Raw genomic sequence first — 21,255 nt, 5'->3', positions numbered from 1 at the left:
GCCCCGGCCTCACTCCCGCCGCAGCACCGTCACCACCGCGGCCCCGCCCAGCCCGATGTTGTGCGCGAGGCCGGTCCGGGCCCCGGGGACCTGCCGGCCCCCGGCCTCCCCGCGCAGCTGCCAGACCAGTTCAGCCGCCTGGGCCAGGCCCGTCGCACCCAGCGGGTGGCCCTTGGAGATCAGGCCGCCCGACGGGTTCACCACCCACCGGCCGCCGTGTGTCGTCGCCCCGCTCTCCACGAGCTTCCCGGACTCCCCCTCGGGGCACATGCCCAGCGCCTCGTACGTCAGCAGCTCATTGACCGAGAAGCAGTCGTGCAGCTCGACGACGTCCACGTCCTCGATGCCGAGCCCGGACCGTTCGTACGCGAGCCGTGCCGCTTCGCGTGACATGGGCCGGCCCACCGCGTCGATGCACGAACCGGAGGCGAAGCTCTCCTCGGTGTCCGTCGTCATCGCCTGTCCTGCGATCTCCACCGCCTTGTCGTGCAGACCGTGCTGGGTGACGAACCGCTCCGACACGACGACCGCCGCCGCGGAGCCGTCCGAGGTCGGCGAGCACTGGAGCTTGGTGAGCGGCCGGTGGATGGTCTTCGCCGCCAGGATCTCGTCCACCGTGTAGACGTCCTGGAACTGGGCGCGCGGGTTGTCCGCCGAGTGCCGGTGGTTCTTGGCGCCGACCGCGGCCAGCTGGGCGGCGGTCGTCCCGTACCGCTCCATGTGCTCGCGGGCCGCGTTGCCGAAGATCTGCGCGGTGGGCGGCGACATCTCGAAGCCGTGCCCGGCGGCCATGATCCCGTAGTGCCTGGCCACCGGGGACGTCTTGAAGTCCCCGCTGTCCGCGCCACCGCCGAGGGCGCCGCGCTGCATCTTCTCGAAGCCGAGCGCGAGCACACAGTCCGCGATGCCGCCTTCGACGAACTGCCGGGCCATCATCAGCGCCGTCGATCCGGTGGCGCAGTTGTTGTTGACGTTGTAGACGGGTATCCCGGTGAGCCCCAGTTCGTACGCGGCGCGCTGTCCGGCCGTGGACGCCTGGAAGCAGTAGCCGACGGGCAGCTGCTGCACCTGCTCATAGGCGACCCCGGCGTCTGCGAGCGCCTGGGTGCCTGCCTCCTTCGCCATGTCCCAGTACTGCCAGTCGCGGCTCTCCGGCTTCTCGAACTTGGTCATCCCGACGCCGACGATGTACGCCTTCATGGTCCTGTCCCGCCTCCCGGGCCCGCTGCCCTGTCCTCTTGCATCTGACGCATCGTCAGATACGTAGATAGTGGCAGCGGAAGTCGGTCAGCGGAAGGCCGCGCGGCCGGTGAGTGGGCTGCGGCGAGGGCCTGGCGCGATGGGCGCAGGCCGGACAAGGACGGAACCTAAGGGCTGCCCGGACCCGGTGAAGGCGGAAGTGGAGGTGACGGCGGAACCGCAGGCGCGGCAAGCCCTCGGGAGGGAAGCGCGAACGTGTAGGAGCGCTCCGCGGCGCACCCCTGGCAGGTGCCGACGAACCGGGACAGGAGGTGTTCGCCGTCCACGGACAGGATGTTGCGCCAGAAGCAGCGGAACTCCCCACATCCGCAGGACCGTTTGCTGACATCGATGAACGCACTGGTGCTGGAGTCGTGACCGCCCTCAGCAGGCGTCTGCCGGACTGCGTCACCGCGGCCGGCATCGGGCAGCCCGTACTGCCTCCGCCTCCACGACGCCTCATCGGCGGTGAGCAGACCCGAGCCGCCGCATTCCACACACCTGCCCGGCCCCGCGTTGTTCGCGGCACACAAGCATCGCCCGTAGCCGCCGCTGCCCCCGCTGTAGGCCCTGCCCTCACAGTCCAGGCACACCCCCCAGCCGTGGCAGTCGTCGCACAACACCCCACCGGCCGTGCTGAGCGTGAAGGGCGGCTGGGGCAGATGCCGTTCGGTGTACACGACCGGCGTCCAGCCGGTGAACGTCACGATTCCCCGGCCGTCGCCCTCGTAGATCCTGACTTCGAAATCCTCTTGCCGGGCGGTTGCCCAGCTCTCCCCGGGGTGGCCCGGCGACTGTCGGCGCACGGTCCAGCCGGCTGCGGCGAAGGCGTTCAGGGCGTCGCCGAAACCGGGCGACGAGGGGCCGTCGTCCCCGCCGACGCACAGGAGGAAGAAGAAGCGGTGGCCGACCGGCGCGGGGTCGCGCAGCCGTACCGGGTCGGTCCACTCACGGACCACCGCCGGGCGGCGGTCCGGATGCAGCGCGGCAGCGATCTCCAGCAGCTGCCCTTTCAGCCACACCGCGCTTTCGGGGACGGCAGGCGCACTCCCGTGTCCCTGTTCATCGGTCGTATCGGTCGTATCGGTCATGGTCGGTGTCATCCCTCTCTCACTCAGGGACGCCCATGATGGGCCGTCCGGCAACAGTGAGGCCGGCCGGGCCGGTGGGAGGGCGCACGGTGCGGATCCTCCGCGTACCGGCCGGGGCTGATCTCCTGTCCCTCCACGACCAGTTCGGGGCAGAAGCGGTCCGGCCGGGGCTCACGGATCGCGCGGCAGGCCGAGCAGACGCTCGGCGACGACATTGAGCTGCACCTGAGTGGTGCCGCCCGCGATGGTCAGGCAGCGCGACATCAGGAAGCCGTGGACGGCCTGCTCCCCCGCCCCCTCGCGGACCGCGCCGGCCGGACCGAGCAGTTCGAGGGCAAGCTCGGCGACCTTCTGCTGGTGCGGGGTCTGCACCAGCTTCCGCACGGACGCACCCGCCCCCGGTTCGAGGCCGGAGACCTGCTGGAGAGTGGTGCGCAGCCCGATGCAGGCGAGGGCGTGCGCCTCGGCGGCGAGCGCCCCGATCCGGGCGCGCTGGGCGCCGTCCAGCCCGTCCGACCGGGCGATCAGCGCTTCGAGACCGGTGGGGAAGGTCAACTGGTCGGCCATGTGGACGCGTTCGTTGCCGAGGGTGTTGCGGGCCACCCGCCAGCCGTCGTCGACCGCACCGAGGACCGCGTCGTCGGGCAGCAGTACATCGTCGAAATACACCTCGTTGAAGAGCGAGTCGCCGGTGATCTCCCTGAGCGGCCTGATGTCGATTCCGGAGGCCGCCTTCATGTCCACCAGGAAGTAGGTGAGCCCCTTGTGCCGGGGCGCTTCCTGGTTCGTGCGGGCGAGCAGGATCCCGTAGTCGGCCCACTGCGCGGCCGAGGTCCAGAGCTTCTGGCCGTTGACCAGCCAGCCGCCGTCCACGCGGTCCGCGCGGGTGCGCAGCGAGGCGAGGTCGGACCCGGCCCCGGGCTCCGAGAAGAGCTGGCACCAGAGGACGTCGCCGCGGAGGGTCGGGGCCAGATGGCGGGCGCGCTGCTCGTCCGTCCCGTACGCGAGCAGCGAGGGCACCACCCAGGTGGCGATCCCCAGATCGCTGACCTTCACCCCGGCGGCCGCCAACTCCTGCTGGACGGCGAGCTGTTGCACGGGTCCCGCGCCGAGGCCGTACGGCTCCGCCAGGTGGGGCGCCGCGTAACCGGTGGGGGCGAGGACGCGGCGGGCCCCGGCGGGGTCCAGCCCGCGCGCGGGGCCGATCGCCTCGCGGGCCCGTTCCCGGTACGGCGCGGCCTCGGCGGGCAGCTCCAGGCGTAGTTCCCGGCGCGCGCCCGCGGCGGCGAGCCGCACGGCCCGCGCCCGGTGGGTGTCCCCGGGGCCGAGCAGCTGCCGGGCCACCACGGCGCGGCGCAGGTGGAGGTGTGCGTCGTGTTCCCAGGTGAAGCCGGTGCCGCCGAGGATCTGGATGCAGTCCTTGGCGCAGCTGTACGCGGCGTCCAGCGCGGTCGCCGCAGCGAGTGAGGCGACGAGCCCGCGCACCCCGGCGCTCACCCCTGCGGGACCGGTGTCCTCCTCTGCCGCGCGGGCCGCGTCCCAGGTCAGCGCCCTGGCCTGCTCGACCCGCAGGAGCATGTCGGCGCAGAGGTGCTTGACGGCCTGGAACTGCCCGATGGGCCGCCCGAACTGCTCGCGCACCTTGGCGTGTCCGGTGGCGGTGTGCAGCGCCCAGGCCGCCGTGCCGCAGGCGTCGGCGGCGAACAGGACGGCTGCCAGATCGGTGACGAGCGCGGCGTCGAGCGTCAGCAGCCGGTCGGCGGGGACATCCGCCCGCAGCCGCACCCCGGCGGTCGGCCGGGTCGGGTCCACGCTCTGCTGGGCGCGCACCTCCAGTTCCGTGGCGTCCACGGCGGCCCAGCGCCCCTCGTGCCGCAGCACCACCAGATCGGCCTCCGCGCCGCCGAGTACGGGATCGTCCGCTTCGCCGAGGGCCACCGCGCCGGTCCGGCGCCCGTCCGCGAGCGGCGCCGCGAGGTCGGGGCGGCCCGCCCGGTGCAGTACGGCGGAGGCGAGCACGGTCGGGAGATACGGGCCGGGGAGCGCGGCACGGGCGGCCTCCTCCAGAATGACGGCCTGCTCCAGCAGACCGCCGCCCCCTCCCCCGCACTCCTCGGGGAGATGTGCGCCCAGCAGGCCCTGCGCGGCGAGTGCGGCCCAGTGGGCCGGTGGCGCACCACGGCCGCCGTCGCCGTCCCCGCCGGGTGGCGCGTCGAGCAGCTCGCGGGCCTTCGCGGGCGGCGTCTCCCGCGCCAGCAGCCCCCGCACGGCGTCGGCCAACTCCCTCTGCTCCTGCGTGATTCCGATGCCCATGCGCAGCGAGACTAGAACACGTTACATTCTGACGGAAGGTCAGATACCGAGGTGGGGCCAGGTGATACAGATCACGCGGCACTTATATGGCGTTTACCGGAATACACGGCCCCCTCCGGAAGCTTTCACCATGCAACGACTTGGACGCCCGGCCTCCTGCCGGGCTGTCTTACGCCTCCGGAGGCTTCACGCATGACACAGGCCGCTGCCTTGCTGCCCGAGACACTCGCCGAAGAACCGCGCGCCCCCCGTGGCAGGGGCGGCATCGTCCCCGTACTCGCCTTCGCGGGCATCGTCGTGGCCGTCATGCAGACGCTGCTCGTCCCGGTCATCAAGGACCTGCCGACGCTGCTGAGCACCGCCCCGTCGAACGCCACCTGGGTCATGACCGCCACGCTGCTCGCGGGCGCGATAGCCACGCCGATCATGGGACGGCTCGGCGATCTCTACGGCAAGCGGCGGATGCTGCTCGTCAGCCTTTCCGTCATGGTGATCGGCTCGCTGATCTGCGGGTTCACCGACAACCTGCTGATCATGATCGTCGGCCGCGCGCTCCAGGGCTTCGCCATGGGCGCCATCCCGCTCGGCATCGGCATCATGCGCGACGAGCTGCCCCGCGAGAAGCTCGGCTCGGCCATGGCACTGATGAGCTCCTCCATCGGCGTCGGCGGCGGACTCGCCCTGCCGGCCGCGGCCCTGGTGGCCCAGCACGCCGACTGGCACGCCCTGTTCTTCGGCGCCGCCGGTCTCGGCGTCATCTCGATGGTGCTCACCCTCGTCTTCGTACCGGAGTCCTCGACCCGCGCCCGGGGCAGCTTCGACACCCTCGGTGCGCTCGGCCTCTCGGCCGGTCTGGTCTGCCTGCTGCTGCCGATCACCAAGGGCTCCGACTGGGGCTGGACCTCCGGCACCACGCTCGGACTCTTCGCCGGCGCACTCGCCATCCTGCTGCTGTGGGGCGTGATGGAGCTGCGGATCGCGGCCCCGCTGGTGGACCTGCGCACCACGGCCCGCCGCGAGGTGCTGCTCACCAACCTGTCGTCGATCATGGTCGGTGTCGCCTTCTACGCGATCTCCCTGGTCCTGCCGCAGCTGCTCCAGCTGCCGAAGGCGACCGGGTACGGCCTCGGCCAGTCGATGGTGGTCGCCGGACTGTGCGTGGCACCGCTCGGCCTCACGATGATGCTCACCGCACCGGTCTACGCCAGGATCGCCGCGAAGTACGGGCCCAAGGTCTCGCTGATGATCGGCATGCTGATCATCGCGATCGGTTACGGGGCGGGGCTCGCCCTGATGAGTGCGCCCTGGCAGACCATCATCATCTCGGTCGTCGTCGGTGCGGGCATCGGTCTCGCCTACTCGTCACTCCCCGCGCTGATCATCGGCGCGGTCGACCCGTCCGAGACGGGCGCGGCCAACGGCCTGAACACCCTGATGCGTTCCATCGGTACCTCGGTGTCGAGTGCGGTGATCGGCATGGTGCTCGCGCACTCCTCGGTCGCGGCCGGTCCGGTGTCCGTGCCGAGCATGAGCGGCTTCCGTACCTCGTTCATGATCGCCACGGGCGCGGTGGTCATCGGCCTGGTGTTCGCGGCGTTCCTGCCCTCGCGCAAGCGCACGGCGGCCCCGGCGCGGCCCGTCGCCACGAGTGAGGGCAGCGCGGCGGCCGTCGCCGAGGCCACCGAGATCCTCCAGGACGCGGCCCTCCACGACGCCCAGGACCGGAGCTTCTCCGAATTCCGCGGGTTCCGGGGCCGCGTGCTCGACGCCGACGGCACCCCGGTGCCGCGCGCCACGGTCACGCTGATCGACCAGCGCGGCCGGCAGTCGGGGATCGTGGTCGCGGACGGTGCGGGCGCCTTCGCGCTCGCCGCGCGGACGGCCGGTGCGTACATCCTGGCCGTCACGGCACCCGGCCGCCCGCCGCTCGCCACCCATGTCGCCTACACGAGCGTGGACGAACTGGTGGCGGTGGACCTGAGGCTGGGAGCGACCGTGCCCGAGCGCGCGGCCCGGTAGGCGCAACGGGTGGGACGGGGGTCCCGCGCCGGCCCCCGTACCGCCGCACTAGCATGAGCCGGCCCGGCCGCTCCCCGGCCGGATACGAACAACGGGCCCACACCACAGCCCAGCCCAGCCCAATCCAATCCAGCCCAGCCCAGCCCAGCCCCGCAGCAGGAGGATCCCCATGGCCGCCCCCACGCCAGCGACCCTGGCCGCGTTCGAGGCCGCCAAGGGATTCATGCCCGCGGACGAAGGGCTCGCGCTGTACGACGCGGCCGTGCTGGCCGCCGGGCTCGGCCTCCCGCTCCTGGAGGTCGGCACCTACTGCGGCCGCTCCACCCTCCTCATCGCCGACGCCGCACGCGCGGCCGGGGTTCCCGCGATCACCGTCGACCACCACCGCGGCAGCGAGGAGCAGCAGCCCGGCTGGGAGTACCACGACCCCTCCGTCGTGGACCCCGAGGTCGGTCTGATGGACACGCTCCCCACCTTCCGCCGCACCCTGCACAGGGCCGGGCTCGAAGACCATGTGATCGCGATGGTCGGCCGGTCCCCGCAGGTCGCGAGGGCCTGGGGCGGGCCGCTCGGCCTGGTGTTCATCGACGGCGGCCACACCGACGAGCACGCGAACGGCGACTACGAGGGCTGGGCCCCGCATCTCGCGGACGGCGGACTGCTGCTCGTCCACGACGTCTTCCCGGACCCGGCCGACGGCGGCCAGGCCCCGTACCGCGTCTACCTCAGGGCCCTCGCGTCCGGCGCCTTCACCGAGATCTCCGTGACCGGCTCGCTCCGCGTCCTGCGGCGTACCGGCACCGGAATCTGAGCATCCCGGACCATCCGGGCCCGCGACGCCGCCCTCCGTTCGCCGGTCGGTCTAAGCTCGCGCCGTGCTGTACGACGACGATGACGACACCCGCCCCTCCCTCTCCCGCCGCCTCCGGAGATCACCGGCGGTGATCACGGTCGCCGCCCTGGTGCCCGCCTGTCTGGCGGGCTGGCTGGTCTGGCATGCCGTGGGCGGTCCGGACCACAACAGCGCGGCGGCGAAGACCCCGGCACCCGGCCGGAGCGCCGCAGCGGCGGAGCCGTCGCACGCGGCGGCCGGCGACGACAAGCCCGGCAACGGTGAACCCGCCGGCCACAGGCCACTCGCCGGGAAAGTCGTCGTGATCGACCCGGGGCACAACCCGAACAATTACCGTCACCCGACCGAAATCAACCACCGGGTGAATATCGGTAATGGCACAACAGAGTGCGATACCACCGGCACTTCGACCAATGACGGTTATGCCGAGGCCCGGTTCACTCTCGATGTCTCGCACCGGCTGCGTTCCCTGCTCGAAAAGCAGGGGGCGAAGGTCAGGCTGACCCAGAACGACGACCACAGTTTCGGTCCCTGTGTCACCGAACGCGCCGCCTTCGGCAATAAGGCGAAAGCCGACGCCGCCGTATCCGTCCACGCCGACGGCTCATCGGTCGGCCACCGCGGGTTCCACGTGATCCTTCCTGCCCCGGTGAAAGCGGGTACGGCCAACACCCGGGACATCGTGGCCCCGTCGCGCGAGCTCGGGACCCGGATCGCCGGAAAGTTTCTCCGGAGCACCGGGACCGCGCCTTCCAACTACATCGGCGGTGGTACGGGGTTGGACACCCGAAGCGATCTCGGCGGCCTCAATCTCTCGACCGTGCCCAAAGTGTTCATCGAATGCGGCAATATGCGTGATCCCAAAGATGCCGCTCTGCTCACGAGTGAAAGCTGGCGCCAGAAGGCGGCACAGGGGATCGCGAACGGCATCAGCAGCTTTCTCCACGCGGAGTGACCGGACCCGGCACACGACCCACCGGGGCAGACGATAGATTCACCCCTACGATGGGGAGCCGCCCCCGAGCTCCACGCCGCCCCGACGAGCCGACCTACTAAGGATTCTTACGTGAACATCCGCTCCCTCACACGAGGCGACGGCGTGGTGATCGGAGCAGCGGTGGTGCTGTTCATCGCCTCGTTCCTCGATCTCACCTCTTTCGGCAACCAGTGCAGCGGTTCCGTCTGCGCCAACGTGGACAACCCCACCGCATGGGACTCACTGGGCACGCTGATGGGCGTCTACCTGGCCGGCGTCATCGGGGCCGCCCTGATCACCGTGGCCCGCGCCCTGCCGCAGCCGCGCAAGATCGCCGGTCTCGACATGGCCCAGTTCGGTGTCGCGTTCACGATCTTCGCCGCGTGGACCGGTTTCTGGACCCTGGTCGACGCGTCGAGCCGGGGGGCCGGTCTGATCCTCGGGTTCATCGCAGCGCTGGTGCTCGCGGCCGCGGCGGTCGCCGCCCCGCTCCTCCCCGCGCTCAAGGCCCCGCTGATGAGCGCCCCGAAGCCGGCCGCCATGACGCCGTCCCCGTACGGCGCGCAGGCAGCCGGAGCGCCGGGCCAGGGCTACGGATACCCGGGCGCACAGGCCCAGCACCCGTACGGTGCGCAGCCCGGCCAGCCGCAGCCCGCCGCGTTCGGAGGCCAGGCCGGGCACCCCGGTCAGCCGCAGGACACCCAGCAGCCGGCGGCCACCCAGCAGTCCCAGCCGCAGCCCTCGGCCGACGCCCCCGCCGGGGAGTTCGCGCCGTTCTGGTTCGCGGTTCCGGTGGCCCGTCCGCTGTACGGGGAGGACGGCTCGCCGGCCCCCATCGCCGAACTGGCCCCGGGTACCTGGTACCTCGCGGTCGAGCAGCGCGGCCCGGGTCTGATCGCGCAGACGCAGGACGGCCGGCGCGGTGTGCTCCAGGACACCACGGGCATCCAGCGCGGCTGAAGCCTTCCGCCCGGTCCGGGCCGCGGCGCTTCCGGCCCGGCCCCGCAACGGCCCCCGCCCCTTCCGGGCGGGGGCCGTTGCGCCTAGAGTCGCCTGGCGACCCGTCAGTTACCGTGCGACCGGGAGGCTTCACGATGCGGCTAGGACTCGCCCTCGGTTACTGGGGCCGTGGCCCGACCCCCGGCCATCTCGAACTGGCCCAGGAGGCCGAGCGCCTCGGCTACGCGTCCGTCTGGACCTCCGAGGCCTGGGGTTCCGACGCCTTCACCCCGCTGACCTGGATCGCGGCGCACACCTCCCGGATCCGGCTGGGGACGGCGATCGTGCAGATGGCGGCCCGCACCCCCACCGCCACCGCGATGCACGCACTCACCCTGGACCACCTCTCGGGCGGCCGGATGATGCTGGGCCTCGGGCTCTCGGGCCCCCAGGTGGTGGAGGGCTGGTACGGGCGCCCGTTCCCCAGCAGTCCGCTCACCGCGACCCGGGAGTACGTCGACGTCATCCGCCAGGTCCTCCGGCGGGAGGCCCCGGTCGAGCTGGACGGCCGCTTCCACACACACCCGTACCGGGGCGCGGACGGCACCGGAATCGGCAAGCCGCTCAAGCCGATCACGCATCCGCTGCGCGCCGCACTGCCCGTCCTGCTGGGGGCGGAGGGGCCGAAGAACATCGCTCAGACCACCCGCATCGCGGACGGGTGGCTCCCCCTGTACTGGTCGCCGACCCGCTCCGACGTCTACGAGGCGTCGCTCACCGGTCTCCCCGAGGACTTCATGATCGCCCCGATGGCCCGTGCGCACGTCTGCGACAACGTGGCCGACGGCCTGCTCCCGGTGAAGGCGATGCTCGGCTTCTACATCGGCGGCATGGGCCACGCGGCGCGCAACTTCCACGCGGACCTGATGGCGCGGATGGGGTTCGAGGCCGAGGCCCACCGGATCCAGGAGCTGTTCCTCGCGGGCCGCAGGGAGGAAGCGGTGCTGGCGGTGCCGGACGCCTTCGCCGACGAGATCTCCCTGGTGGGTCCGCGCGAACGGATCGCGGAGCGGCTGGAGTTGTGGCGCAAGGGACCGGTGACGGACCTGCTGGTGACGGCACCGGACACCACGACGCTGCGGGTGCTGGCAGAGCTGAACGCCTGAGCCGCACCGGCAACCGCCCCACCCCGTTCGGCTCCCCCCGTCCCGCTGTGCCGAGGGGCGGGGCGCGGCGGCCCGAGTGACCACGCGGCCTGGAACGAGGCCCGCTCCAGCCAGAAGTCCAGCAGTTCCCGGTCCCCCAGCACCTCCACGCGGTCGCTCCCCGGGGGCAGCCGCCGGTAGAAGACCTGGAGCACGTCGGCCAGCGGCCCCCGCAGCGCCACCGTCGCCTTCTCGTGCCCCCGGCGCCAGGTGAACCCGTCGTCGCCGAACTCGATCAGCCACTCCGCACCGGCCGTGTCCGTGGCATGCAGATGAATCGACCGGCCCGCTCCCCGCAGCCCGGCCACGTCCGGGTCGCCGGACGCCTGGGCGAAGGCCAGGATCTCCAGCCACTCGTCGATGGTGTCCGCGGCGGTCTCCGCCGCCACATCGAACGGCACGCCGGCCGTCAGGGCCGCGTCCGCACGGTGCACCGCCGTCTCGTGGACCATCCGGCGCGCCCAGAACCCGGCACGCCGATCGGCGGCCCACGTCCAGACCACGGCATCGGGGCCCGCCGCCCGCAGGGTCGCCGCGAGCCGCGTGGCGCCCGAGGCCAGCCAGGCGTCCATCGCCTCCGGGGCGTCGTCGGCCGGACCCTCGCTGTCCGGCACCTGGCCGGGCGGAACCGCCTCGGTGGCCTTCGTCCGTACGATCGTCTCGGCCCAGCGCTGCGCGCGGCCCACGTGGCGGGACAGCTCCCCCAGCGTCCACTCCGGGCAGGTCGGCACCGTCGCCGTCAGGTCGGCTCCGGCCAGCGCCGCCCTGAACAGGTCTGTCTGCCGCAGCAGTTCGTCACAGTACTGGTCATGTCCCAGAAGCGTCATGGCCCCACCCTGGACAGCGCCGTCATACGGGGACACACACATGCGGCCGGCCGGTCCGGTCAGCCCCCGGACAGCTGGCCGGTGGACGGGACCTTGTTCTTGACCTCGGCGCCCGCGCTCCTGCCCGCGTCCTTCACCGAGTTGAGCACGCTGTCGAAGCTTCCCGCCGCGCCGCCGTCGCCCTTGCGCAGCTTGCCGGGCAGGCTCTTCAGCGACGCGACGCCGGCGGAGAGCGGCGCGACCGCCCTGGCCAGCAGCGGGTCGCCCTTGGCGTTGTTCAGCGCGGCCTTGAGTCTGTTGTACGCGAAGGTGCCGGCCAGCCCCGCCTTGATCAGGGTGAAGGTCCTGCCGTCCGCGCCCTTCTTGAACTTCCCCTTCTTGTACGGCTTCACGATCCACTGGTAGGTCGCACCGGCAGCGAGCCCCGCGTTGGCCACGAAGCGGGTCTTGGCCAGTTTCTGCTTCTCGGCCGAGCTGGTCGGTGACGCCGACGACGACGCCGACGAGGAAGACGCCGTGTCCTTGGTGCTGTCGCCGCTGCATGCGGTACCACCCGCCAGCAGCGCACCGGACAGGACCACGGCGACGACGGAGCGGCGGAGCGGGGCTGAGGCGACCACGGCGGACCTCCGGGGGGCCGGGAGTGGATGGGCGCGCGGTGCGCGACCTGCGTACTGCCGCAGCGTCACCCGGAGGCGCGGACACCGCGAGCCGGGACGGTCCGTATGGGGTCCGTGCCTCCGGGTCGGCCCCACGCGGGCGCCACGGACGCGGGTGTCACATACGCGGGTTTCACGCACGCACAAGCGGCAACACGTTCGACCATGTCCAGATATTCGAACGGAAGCAGTCCGGCGGCGAACGTCATCATGGTGATCGCCGATGTCATGGCCTTCATCCTGGGCCTGTGGATCCTGATGTATCTCCTGGACGCGAACCGGGCCAATGACCTGGTGACGTTCGTCCACCACTCGGCCGACTGGCTGGCCGGCTGGTCCCGCGACCTGTTCACCTTCGACGAGGCCTGGGCCCGCGTCGTCGCGGGCTACGGCCTGGCCGCGGTCGTGTACCTCTTCATCGGCCACCTCCTCGCGGGCCGGGTGCGCCGGCACTGAGCCGCCGCCCCGTCAGCGGCAGCAGTCCGGTTCGAGCCCGGTCGGCAGCCGCTCCGCCCCGAAGACCGCGGTGGTCGCCTCGTCCCCCCCGAGTGCGGCCACCGCGAGCAGCAGCGATCCCGCCGTCCAGCTGGTGCGCTCCAGCGGCCACAGTGCCCGGTCGTCGAACACGTACCCCGTCCAGTACATGCCGTCGTCGGCCCGCAGGTGCCGGATCGACTGGAGGATCTCCAGCGCCCGGTCCGACTCCCCCATCACCCAGAGCGTCAGGGCGAGTTCACAGCTCTCGCCGCCGGTCACCCAGTTGTTGGGCAGCACACAGCGCACCCCGAGGTCCGGTACGACGAAGCGGTCCCACTCCGCGTCGATCCGCTGCTTCGCCGCAGCCCCGCCGACCGCGCCGCCGAGCACCGGGTAGTACCAGTCCATCGAGTAGCGGCTCTTGTCGAGGAAGCGCTCCGGGTGGCTGCGGATCGCGTGCCCCAGTGCGCCGGTGGCCAACTCCCAGTCGGGCTGCGGCTCTTCGCGCTCATCGGCGAGCGCGAGTGCACAGCGCAGCGCCTGGTAGACCGATGAGGAACCGGTCAGCAGCGCGTCCCCGACGATCGCCCCGCCCTCCTCGGCCGGCTCCCTCTTCCAGCCGATCTCGCCGCCCGGCTGCTGGAGTTGGAGTACGAACTCGACCGCGGCGTGCACGACGGGCCACATCCGGTCCGCGAACGTGTCGTCGCCGGTGGCCAGATAGTGGTGCCAGACGCCCACGGCGACGTACGCGCAGAAGTTGGTCTCCCGGCCCCGGTCGGTGATGCGGGCCGCGTCGCCGTCCTGGTACGCGGCGTACCAGGAGCCGTCCTCGTTCTGGTGCCGGGCGAGCCAGGCGTACGCACGCTCCGCGGCCTCGTGCTCGCCCGCGGCGTCCAGCGCCATGGCCGCCTCGGTGTGGTCCCACGGGTCGAGGTGGTGTCCGCGGAACCACGGGATCGCACCGTCCTCGCGCTGTACGGCGAGGATCCCGGCGACCGTGCGGGCGGCCTGCTCGGCGGTGAGGACTCCGGGCAGGACCAGATGTTCCGTACGGCCCGGTGAGGTCACGCGCCCACCCGCGGCGTGTGCGGCTTGGTCGCGTACGCCACGAAGCTCTTGCCGACGACCGGGTTCAGCGCGCGCTCGGCGAGCCGGGTGGCGAGCGGCTTCTTCATGATGTCCCAGACCAGCAGCTGGTGGTAGGCGCGGACCGGCAGCGCCTTGTCGTTGTCGACGCCGAACGCGCACTTGAGCCACCAGTACGGTGCGTGCAGGGCGTGCGCGTGGTGGCTGCCGTACGGGCGGAGACCCGCCTCGCGGATCTTGCCGAGCAGCTCGTCCGCCTTGTAGATCCGGATGTGGCCGCCCTCGACCTCGTGGTAGGCGTCGGAGAGCGCCCAGCAGACCTTCTCGGGTCCGTACCGGGGCACGGTGATCGCGATCCGGCCGCCGGGCTTCAGCACCCGCACCATCTCGGCGAGCACTCCCTTGTCGTCCGGGATGTGCTCCATGACCTCGGAGATGATCACGACGTCGAAGGAGGCGTCGGGGAACGGCAGGTTGAGCGCGTCTCCCTCCATGGCGGTGGCGGTGGCGCCCGCCGGGGCCTCGCCCTCCTCCTTCATGGCGGCGAACCACTTGGCGACTTCGCGGATCTCCTCGCCGTTCTGGTCGAGTGCCACCACCTGCGCACCGCGCCGGTAGCACTCGAAGGCATGCCTGCCCGCGCCGCAGCCGAGGTCGAGCACGCGGTCGCCCGGAGCGAGCGGGAAGCGGGAGAAGTCCACGGTCAGCACGGGGGGGTCTGCCTTCTTCGCTAGGAGGATGGGAGGGGGTACGGCCTACGCCGGTACGGACGGGGCGCCGGGGCGGCGGGCCGCGATGGCTTCGCGGTAGCGCTCCGCCGTACCGATGGCGGCCTGCTTCCAGGTGAAGCGGGCCAGGACGCGTTCGCGCCCCGCCGCACCGAGGCGGGCGCGGAGCACGGGGTCGGCGAGCAGCCGGGACAGGGCGGCGGCCAGCGCGCCCGCATCGCCCGGGGGCACCGCGAGGCAGGTCTCGCCGTCGGCGCCCGTGACTTCGGGGATGGCGCCGCCGGTCGTCGCGACCAGCGGGGTGCCGGTGGCCATGGCCTCGGCCGCGGGCAGCGAGAAACCTTCGTAGAGCGAGGGCACACAGGCGATCTGCGCGCCGCGCACCAGGTCGACCAGCTCCTGGTCGCTGATGCCCTTGACGAACCGGACCGCCCCGTCGAGTCCGTACCGTTCGATGGCCTGCGCGACCGGCCCGTCCTCGGCGCGTTTGCCGACGACGACGAGGTGGGCGGCGGGGTGCTCGGTACGGAGCTTGGCGAGCGCCTCGACCAGATGGACCAGGCCCTTGAGCGGTACGTCGGCGCTCGATGTCGTCACGATCCGGCCGGGCACCTCGGCCACGGCCGGGTCGGGCGACCAGAGTTCGGTGTCGGCGCCGATGTGCACGACGTGGATGCGGTCCTCGCGCACGCCGAGGTCCTCGATGATCTCCTGCTGCGAGGAGCCGGAGACGGTCAGGACGGACGGCAGCCTGCGGGCGACCCGCTTCTGCATGCGGGTGAAGCCGTACCAGCGGCGCACGGAGGCGCGGCGGCGCCAGCCGTCGGCGGCCGCCAGGTCGAGCCGCCGGTCGACGGTGATGGGGTGGTGGACGGTGGTGACCAGCGGCGCGCCGAGGTCGCCGAGCAGTCCGTAGCCGAGGGTCTGGTTGTCGTGGATGACGTCGAACTCGCCGCGCCTGGCCAGGAGATGGCGCCGGGCGCGCAGCGAGAAGGTCAGCGGCTCCGGGAAGCCGCCGGTCCACATGGTGCCCACCTCGACCGCGTCGATCCAGTCGCGGTACTCGCCACGTCCGGGGGTACGGAAGGGGTCCGGGCTGCGGTAGAGGTCGAGGCTGGGCAGTTCGGTGAGCGGTACGCCCTCGTCCAGCACCGGGAAGGGCTGGGCACCGATCACCTCGACACTGTGGCCGAGCCGGGCCAGCTCCCGCGAGAGGTGCCGGGCGTAGACGCCCTGGCCTCCGCAGAAAGGATTGCCCTTGTACGTGAGGAACGCGATGCGCAGCGGGCCCTGGGCGCCGGTGGCGGATCCACCGGCAAGGGGGCCCGCTTCTATGGCCTCAGCGGTCACACTCGGCCCCCTTCTCGCGGCAGTCCCGGCGGAGCGTAGTCGCTCACGCTAATCTAGAACAAGTTCTTGCAAGCCTGGGGCCCGAGGGTGCCCCCGGAAGAACTCAGCCAGACTTGATCGTTCAATGAGCTTCGAATCTACCGGCAGGTAGCACCGTCGTAACAGCCGGATCAGGTGATTCGCGCCACGGCGGGATCGGATGGGACAGATGACTGTGGAAGCCAGGCCCGCGTCGCCACCGCTGACGGAGCGGCAGGAGGCGCGCCGCCGCAGGATTCTGCACGCGAGCGCCCAGCTGGCCAGCCGCGGCGGCTTCGAGGCGGTGCAGATGCGTGAGGTCGCCGAGGACTCGTCGGTGGCGCTCGGCACGCTCTACCGGTACTTCCCCTCCAAGATCCATCTGCTGGTCGCCACCATGCAGGACCAGCTCCAGCACCTGCACACCGCCCTCCGCAAGCGGCCTCCCGCCGGCGACACCCCCGCCGAGCGCGTCGCGTCGACGCTGATGGGTGCCTTCCGCGCGCTCCAGCGCGAGCCGCATCTGGCGGACGCGATGGTGCGGGCGCTGACCTTCGCCGACCGGAGCGTCAGCCCCGAGGTGGACACCGTCTCCCGTCTGACGACGGCGATCATCCTGGACGCGATGGGCCTGGAGCACCCCACGCCCGAGCAGCTCTCGGCCGTCCGGGTCATCGAGCACACCTGGCACTCCGCGCTGATCACCTGGCTGTCCGGGCGGGCCTCGATCGCCCAGGTGAAGATCGACATCGAAACGGTCTGCCGGCTGATCGACCTGACCGGCCCGGACGGCGGCCCGGACAGCGGCCCGGACCGGACCGCGGCGCCCTGAGGGCTGCTCGGACCGTCTCCACAAGCGCTACTCGTCGGGCGGGAAGACCGTCTCGCCGCTCTCCAGCAAGGTGATGATGATGGCCTCGACCGGGCAGCCCTCGGCCGCGGCCAGCACCTTCTCGCCGGCATCGGTCTCCGGCGACCGCGGGTGGGACTGGCGCGCCGAGTCGAGTGCGAAGCCGTCCGGTGCGTGGTTCACACACATCCCGGAGCCGATGCAGACGGACCGGTCGACCTCCACGTGCCAGCGGTCCCCCATTACTCCGCCTCGCCCGGGGCCGGTTCGTACCCGGCGGGGAGGTGGATCATCTTGTGCTCGAAGTACTCGCCGTACCCCTCGGGCCCGAACTCCCGGCCCACTCCGGAGTTCTTGTAGCCGCCGAACGGCCCGAGCATGTCCAGGCTGAAGGTGTTCACGCTGTACGTGCCCGTCCTGACCCGGCGCGCGATCTCTATACCGTGCTCGACGTCCGCCGTCCACACACTGCCGCTGAGCCCGTACTCGGAGTCGTTGGCGATCTTCACGGCCTCCTCCTCGTCGCCGTAGGGCAGCAGGCAGATCACCGGACCGAAGATCTCCTCGCGGGCGATCCGCATCGAGTTGTCGACATCGCCGAAGAGCGTCGGCTCGACGTACCAGCCGCCGCCGGGGGCCGCCGGGCGGCCGCCGCCGGTGAGGATCTTGGCGCCCTCGTCCTGGCCGATGCGGATGTAGTCCAGTGAGCGCTGCTGCTGGCGGCGCGCCACCAGTGGGCCGACCTCGGTCGCCGGGTCCAGCGGGTCGCCGACCTTGAGCGCGCCCGCCGCCGCGGCGAACGCCTCGGCGATCTCGTCGTACCGGCTGCGCGGGACCAGGATCCGGGTCTGGGCGACACACGCCTGCCCGTTGATCATCCAGGCGAACGGCACGATGCCCGCGACCGCCGACTCCAGGTCCGCGTCGGGCAGGATGATCGCCGCCGACTTGCCGCCCAGCTCCAGGGTCACCCGGGTCAGATTGCGCGCCGCGACCTCCATCACGCGCTTGCCCGCGGCGACCGATCCGGTGAAGGACACCTTGTCGACGCCGGGGTGGCCGACCAGGTACTCGCTCACCTCGCGGTCGGCCGGGAGGATCGACAGCACCCCCTTCGGCAGCCCGGCCTCACAGACGATGTCGGCGAGCACATAGGCGTCCAGCGGGGTCTCCGGCGAGACCTTCAGGATCGCGGGGCAGCCGGCGAGCAGCGCGGGGGCGAGCTTGGCGGCGGCCGTGAACTGCGGGACGTTCCACGGCACCACCGCGGCCACCACCCCGACCGGCTCACGCCGTACGAGCAGCTTGCCGAGGACACCGTCCCGGCTCTCCTCGTACGGGAAGGCGCGGGCGGTCGTGATCGCCGCCTCCCACACCATCATCGCGGCGAGCGCCTGCACCATGACGCTGGAGGTGTACGGGGTGCCGTTCTGCGAGCTGATGACGCGGGCGATCTCCTCGTACCGCACGGCGAACGCGTCCTTGATCCGGGTGATCACCTCGATCCGCTCGTCCAGTGACATCCGGGGCCAGGGGCCCTCGTCGAACGCCTGCCGCGCCACGGCGACAGCGCGGTCCACATCGGCCTCGCAGGCGTGCGGTACGCGCCCGATGACCTGCTCGGTGTGGGGCGAGACGACTTCGATGACGTCGGTGCCGAGTGGTTGCGCCCACTCCCCGCCGATGAAGAGCTGTCGGTGTTCCACAAGCTCGGTCATGACTGACTGCCTCCCGGGGGACACTTTCTGACGCTGTATCAGAAACTGATACCAGTTCTACTTCGCATCCGGAACCCCCGGGGGCCGCCAGGGCCACCCGGGCCGGACCGGCGGGGCTATTGGAACCGGTTCTAGTTATAGTGGGCCGCGCGAGCAAGACCGCGGCCCAAAGGCCGTGCCCCGGACGAAAGTTGAGGACGCCATGGCGCAGGTGACCGAGCACGGCGGGGGCGTCTGGTCCATCGAGGTCCCGATCCCCGACAATCCCCTGGGCCACACCCTGGTCCACGTCGTCGAGACGGACCGCGGCCCCGTACTGATCGACACCGGCTGGGACGACCCCACGTCCTGGGACGCGCTGGCCGCGGGCCTGGCGGACCTCTCCCTCTCCGTCACGGACATCCACGGCGTCCTGATCACCCACCACCACCCCGACCACCACGGCCTCTCCGGCCAGGTGCGCGAGGCGTCCGGGGCCTGGCTCGCGATGCACGCCGCCGACACCGAGATCGTCAAGCGAAGCCGGGACACCGAACCGGCGGTCTGGCTGGAGTACCTCACCCGGAAACTCGCCGCCGCCGGGGCGCCCGACGAGCACATCGCGCCGCTGCGCCGGGCCCGCGCGTCCGGCCGGACGCGGACGCTCCCGGGGCTGCGGGCCGCCGTTCCCGACCGGGAGATCGTCCCCGGCGACCTGCTTCCGCTGCCCGGCCGCAGGCTCCGCGCCATCTGGACACCCGGCCACACCCCGGGCCATGTCTGCCTCCACCTGGACGAGGAACACCCGGCGAACCGCCCCGGCAACGGGCGGCTCTTCTCGGGGGACCATCTGCTGCCGGGCATCACCCCGCACATCGGGCTCTACGAGGACCCGGACGACGCCGCGGTCACCGACCGGGGGGATCCCCTCGGCGACTATCTGGACTCACTGGAGCGGATCGGCCGGCTGGCCCCCGCCGAGGTGCTCCCCGCCCATCAGTACGCCTTCACCGACGCGGCGGGCCGGGTAAGGGAGTTGCTCGCCCACCACGAGGACCGGCTCCGGGACCTGCTGACCCTGCTGGCCCGGCCGCTCACCCCCTGGCAGATCGCCGAGCGGATGGAGTGGAACCGCCCGTGGGAGCAGATTCCGCACGGCTCGCGCAACATCGCGGTCTCGGAGGCCGAGGCCCATCTGCGGCGGCTGGTGAAACTGGGGCGCGCGGAAGCCCTCACCGGCAGCGATCCCGTCACCTATGTGGCGGTATAGCAGGGAACATCCCTCCCGGTCCTTCCGGCACGGCACGAGAGGGCGGGCGACCGCCCCGGATGACGGTCGGCCGGGGGGCCGTCATCCGCGTCCCGGCCGCGGCCGAACTCAGGACCAGCGGAGGATAGTCCGCTGGTCGGAGTAGCGTTAGGGTCATGCATTCAGTACCGCACATCACGAGGGGGGCGGCCGCCGATGGCGCCGGACGAGGCTGTGATCGGCTGCACGGGGAAGCTGATCCTTGCCACGCGCGGATCCGCCGGCCCCGGTGAGGTTCTGGTCCAGGTCAGAGGCGGCTGGGAAGCCTTTCTCGCCTGGTCCGAAGAGCCCTTGTCGTACGGGGCGACAGTGCTCGTGATCGAATCCCGTGGTACTCGCCAGGTCGACGTCATCGAGTGGGCCGATCCCGTGGATCCGCTGGATGCGCTGACCCTCGACCCCGGCGACACCGACTAAGGAGACCAAGGATGTTGGGTTATCGCGTTCCAGCGCCGGATGAGGCCATGCTCATCTCCGGAGGCAGGCGTGGTCTGGGCGGTGCACCCTTCAGGGTCGTGACCGGCCACGGCAAGTTCGTACTTCCGGTCTTCCGCAAGACCCGCTTCCTGACGCTCGCGATGTGCGAGGCGGAGGTCGCCGAGACCTGCGTGACGCGGCAGGGCATCGTGCTGACCGTGCGGGCCGTCATCGCGTTCAAGGTCGGCAACGACACCGAGAGCATCGTCAACGCCGGCCAGCGCTTCCTCTCCGACCAGGACCAGATGTCGGTACTGACCGGCCGGATCTTCTCCGGCCATCTGCGGTCGATCATCGGCTCGATGACCGTCGAGGAGATCGTCACCGAGCGCCAGAAGCTCGCCACCGAGGTGCTGGAGACCTCCAAGACGGAGATGGCCAAGATCGGCCTGATCGTGGACTCGCTCCAGATCCAGTCCATCGACGACGGCGAGACCGGCTACATCTCGGCGATGTCCGCCCCGCACACGGCGGCCATCCAGCGGCAGGCGCAGATCGCCCAGGCCCAGGCCACCCAGGCTTCCGTCGAGGCGCAGCAGGAAGCCACCCGTAACCAGGCCGAGTACGCGCGGCAGACCGCCGTCGTGCAGGCGCAGTACTCGGCCGAGGTGGACCGGGCGCAGGCCGAGGCAGCCCAGGCGGGTCCGCTGGCCCAGGCGCACGCGCAGCAGGAGGTGCTCGCGGCCCAGACCGAACTGGCCGAGCGCGCCGCCCAGTTGCGCCAGCAGCAGCTCGTCGCCGAGATCGTGAAGCCCGCCGAGGCGGACGCGGAGCGGATCAGGGTGCTGGCCGTGGCCGAGGCCGAGCGGATGAAGATCCAGGCCGCGGCGGCCGCCTCCTACGACCGGGTGGCGCTCGACCGGATGCTGATCGACCAGCTCCCGCAGATCGTCAAGGAGGCCGCGTCCGGTCTCGCGGGCGCCAATGTCAACGTGCTCAACGGCGCGGACGGCCTGGGCGAGATCGCGGCCGGTCTGGTGGGCCAGGGTCTGACGATCCTCGACTCGGTACGGAAGAACCTGGGCGCGCAGGACGACGACGCCCACCAGGGCGGCCGGGGCGCGGAGATCCAGCGCTACCTCGGCGGGAAGTCCGGCAACGACAACGGCGACAACGGCCCGATCGACATCAAGTAGGCG

Annotated in this window: 19 protein-coding genes and 1 pseudogene; 10 read left to right on the top strand and 10 right to left on the bottom strand. The window is 71.6% G+C overall.

Annotation, left to right across the window (positions count from 1 at the left end; all coding sequences use genetic code 11):
• Positions 1–9 precede the first annotated feature (9 nt).
• The 3 genes from OG285_RS26265 to OG285_RS26255 form a co-directional block, all read right to left on the bottom strand.
• On the bottom strand, positions 10–1,200 hold the full coding sequence (locus tag OG285_RS26265) for a lipid-transfer protein (RefSeq protein ID WP_371792413.1): 1,191 nt from the start codon (positions 1,198–1,200) through the stop codon (positions 10–12).
• Between the two features lie 167 nt (positions 1,201–1,367).
• Complete coding sequence (locus OG285_RS26260) at positions 1,368–2,330, bottom strand: hypothetical protein (RefSeq protein ID WP_371792412.1); 963 nt, start codon at positions 2,328–2,330, stop codon at positions 1,368–1,370.
• A 171-nt stretch (positions 2,331–2,501) separates the two neighbouring features.
• Positions 2,502–4,643 (bottom strand): acyl-CoA dehydrogenase, encoded by a 2,142-nt coding sequence (locus OG285_RS26255; protein ID WP_371792411.1) that lies wholly within the window; start codon positions 4,641–4,643, stop codon positions 2,502–2,504.
• A gap of 192 nt (positions 4,644–4,835) precedes the next feature.
• Here OG285_RS26255 and OG285_RS26250 point away from each other — a divergent pair, with 192 nt between their 5' ends.
• The 5 genes from OG285_RS26250 to OG285_RS26230 all read left to right on the top strand — a co-directional run bounded on the left by OG285_RS26250 (position 4,836) and on the right by OG285_RS26230 (position 10,596).
• Complete coding sequence (locus tag OG285_RS26250; protein WP_371792410.1) at positions 4,836–6,662, top strand: MFS transporter; 1,827 nt, start codon at positions 4,836–4,838, stop codon at positions 6,660–6,662.
• Between the two features lie 169 nt (positions 6,663–6,831).
• Positions 6,832–7,473, top strand: coding sequence for a class I SAM-dependent methyltransferase (locus OG285_RS26245; protein WP_371792409.1), 642 nt, complete (start codon positions 6,832–6,834; stop codon positions 7,471–7,473).
• 64 nt (positions 7,474–7,537) lie between these two features.
• Entirely contained in the window at positions 7,538–8,470 is a 933-nt protein-coding gene (locus tag OG285_RS26240; protein ID WP_371792408.1) for an N-acetylmuramoyl-L-alanine amidase, read from the top strand.
• A 111-nt stretch (positions 8,471–8,581) separates the two neighbouring features.
• Entirely contained in the window at positions 8,582–9,451 is an 870-nt protein-coding gene (locus tag OG285_RS26235) for a DUF5336 domain-containing protein (RefSeq protein ID WP_371792407.1), read from the top strand.
• Positions 9,452–9,585: 134 nt separating this feature from the next.
• Positions 9,586–10,596, top strand: coding sequence for an LLM class F420-dependent oxidoreductase (locus OG285_RS26230; RefSeq protein ID WP_356825342.1), 1,011 nt, complete (start codon positions 9,586–9,588; stop codon positions 10,594–10,596).
• Between the two features lie 92 nt (positions 10,597–10,688).
• Here the strand turns inward: OG285_RS26230 and OG285_RS26225 are convergent.
• Together OG285_RS26225 and OG285_RS26220 are read right to left on the bottom strand one after the other, a co-directional pair.
• A pseudogene (locus OG285_RS26225) lies at positions 10,689–11,462 on the bottom strand (maleylpyruvate isomerase family mycothiol-dependent enzyme); the annotation flags it as partial.
• A gap of 59 nt (positions 11,463–11,521) precedes the next feature.
• The gene (locus OG285_RS26220; protein ID WP_356825346.1) at positions 11,522–12,082 is read right to left on the bottom strand and encodes a hypothetical protein; all 561 of its coding nucleotides are present in this window, start codon (positions 12,080–12,082) and stop codon (positions 11,522–11,524) included.
• Positions 12,083–12,286: 204 nt separating this feature from the next.
• Between OG285_RS26220 and OG285_RS26215 the strand changes: the two genes are divergently transcribed.
• Positions 12,287–12,577, top strand: coding sequence for a hypothetical protein (locus tag OG285_RS26215; RefSeq protein ID WP_356825348.1), 291 nt, complete (start codon positions 12,287–12,289; stop codon positions 12,575–12,577).
• 12 nt (positions 12,578–12,589) lie between these two features.
• On the opposite strand, the gene OG285_RS26210 is transcribed toward OG285_RS26215, so the two are convergent.
• The 3 genes from OG285_RS26210 to OG285_RS26200 are packed head-to-tail and all read right to left on the bottom strand — an operon-like array spanning position 12,590 to position 15,765.
• On the bottom strand, positions 12,590–13,669 hold the full coding sequence (locus OG285_RS26210) for a prenyltransferase/squalene oxidase repeat-containing protein (protein ID WP_356825350.1): 1,080 nt from the start codon (positions 13,667–13,669) through the stop codon (positions 12,590–12,592).
• Positions 13,666–14,397: a class I SAM-dependent methyltransferase gene (locus tag OG285_RS26205; RefSeq protein WP_164265932.1), complete on the bottom strand. Its 732-nt coding sequence runs from the start codon at positions 14,395–14,397 to the stop codon at positions 13,666–13,668. The genes OG285_RS26210 and OG285_RS26205 overlap by 4 nt, the downstream gene beginning before the upstream one ends.
• A 45-nt stretch (positions 14,398–14,442) precedes the next feature.
• On the bottom strand, positions 14,443–15,765 hold the full coding sequence (locus tag OG285_RS26200) for a glycosyltransferase family 4 protein (protein ID WP_371792406.1): 1,323 nt from the start codon (positions 15,763–15,765) through the stop codon (positions 14,443–14,445).
• 208 nt (positions 15,766–15,973) lie between these two features.
• Here OG285_RS26200 and OG285_RS26195 point away from each other — a divergent pair, with 208 nt between their 5' ends.
• A complete protein-coding gene (locus OG285_RS26195) occupies positions 15,974–16,615 on the top strand; it encodes a TetR family transcriptional regulator (RefSeq protein ID WP_356825355.1) in 642 nt (213 codons plus the stop codon).
• Between the two features lie 27 nt (positions 16,616–16,642).
• On the opposite strand, the gene OG285_RS26190 is transcribed toward OG285_RS26195, so the two are convergent.
• Positions 16,643–16,876 carry a ferredoxin gene (locus OG285_RS26190; RefSeq protein ID WP_356825357.1) on the bottom strand — a complete coding sequence of 78 codons (234 nt, stop codon included), beginning with the start codon at positions 16,874–16,876 and terminating at the stop codon, positions 16,643–16,645.
• Positions 16,876–18,351 (bottom strand): aldehyde dehydrogenase, encoded by a 1,476-nt coding sequence (locus tag OG285_RS26185; protein ID WP_371792405.1) that lies wholly within the window; start codon positions 18,349–18,351, stop codon positions 16,876–16,878. The genes OG285_RS26190 and OG285_RS26185 overlap by 1 nt, the downstream gene beginning before the upstream one ends.
• A 202-nt stretch (positions 18,352–18,553) precedes the next feature.
• Here OG285_RS26185 and OG285_RS26180 point away from each other — a divergent pair, with 202 nt between their 5' ends.
• The 3 genes from OG285_RS26180 (at position 18,554) to OG285_RS26170 (ending at position 21,252) form a co-directional block, all read left to right on the top strand.
• A complete protein-coding gene (locus OG285_RS26180) occupies positions 18,554–19,600 on the top strand; it encodes an MBL fold metallo-hydrolase (protein WP_356825361.1) in 1,047 nt (348 codons plus the stop codon).
• A gap of 195 nt (positions 19,601–19,795) precedes the next feature.
• Complete coding sequence (locus OG285_RS26175; protein ID WP_356825363.1) at positions 19,796–20,056, top strand: hypothetical protein; 261 nt, start codon at positions 19,796–19,798, stop codon at positions 20,054–20,056.
• 11 nt (positions 20,057–20,067) lie between these two features.
• Positions 20,068–21,252: a flotillin family protein gene (locus OG285_RS26170; protein WP_371792404.1), complete on the top strand. Its 1,185-nt coding sequence runs from the start codon at positions 20,068–20,070 to the stop codon at positions 21,250–21,252.
• Positions 21,253–21,255 lie beyond the last annotated feature (3 nt).

The organism is Streptomyces sp. NBC_01471 (genome assembly GCF_041438865.1).
GTDB lineage: Bacteria > Actinomycetota > Actinomycetes > Streptomycetales > Streptomycetaceae > Streptomyces.
This window is presented reverse-complemented; position numbering and strand designations above follow the sequence as displayed.

Bases quoted from the DNA above. Each gene is read 5' to 3' on its own strand.
- OG285_RS26265 (WP_371792413.1), bottom strand. From the start codon at position 1,200: ATGAAGGCGTACATCGTCGGCGTCGGGATGACCAAGTTCGAGAAGCCG.
- OG285_RS26260 (WP_371792412.1), bottom strand. From the start codon at position 2,330: ATGACCGATACGACCGATACGACCGATGAACAGGGACACGGGAGTGCG.
- OG285_RS26255 (WP_371792411.1), bottom strand. From the start codon at position 4,643: ATGGGCATCGGAATCACGCAGGAGCAGAGGGAGTTGGCCGACGCCGTG.
- OG285_RS26250 (WP_371792410.1), top strand. From the start codon at position 4,836: ATGACACAGGCCGCTGCCTTGCTGCCCGAGACACTCGCCGAAGAACCG.
- OG285_RS26245 (WP_371792409.1), top strand. From the start codon at position 6,832: ATGGCCGCCCCCACGCCAGCGACCCTGGCCGCGTTCGAGGCCGCCAAG.
- OG285_RS26230 (WP_356825342.1), top strand. From the start codon at position 9,586: ATGCGGCTAGGACTCGCCCTCGGTTACTGGGGCCGTGGCCCGACCCCC.
- OG285_RS26215 (WP_356825348.1), top strand. From the start codon at position 12,287: ATGTCCAGATATTCGAACGGAAGCAGTCCGGCGGCGAACGTCATCATG.
- OG285_RS26195 (WP_356825355.1), top strand. From the start codon at position 15,974: ATGACTGTGGAAGCCAGGCCCGCGTCGCCACCGCTGACGGAGCGGCAG.
- OG285_RS26190 (WP_356825357.1), bottom strand. From the start codon at position 16,876: ATGGGGGACCGCTGGCACGTGGAGGTCGACCGGTCCGTCTGCATCGGC.
- OG285_RS26185 (WP_371792405.1), bottom strand. From the start codon at position 18,351: ATGACCGAGCTTGTGGAACACCGACAGCTCTTCATCGGCGGGGAGTGG.
- OG285_RS26180 (WP_356825361.1), top strand. From the start codon at position 18,554: ATGGCGCAGGTGACCGAGCACGGCGGGGGCGTCTGGTCCATCGAGGTC.
- OG285_RS26175 (WP_356825363.1), top strand. From the start codon at position 19,796: ATGGCGCCGGACGAGGCTGTGATCGGCTGCACGGGGAAGCTGATCCTT.
- OG285_RS26170 (WP_371792404.1), top strand. From the start codon at position 20,068: ATGTTGGGTTATCGCGTTCCAGCGCCGGATGAGGCCATGCTCATCTCC.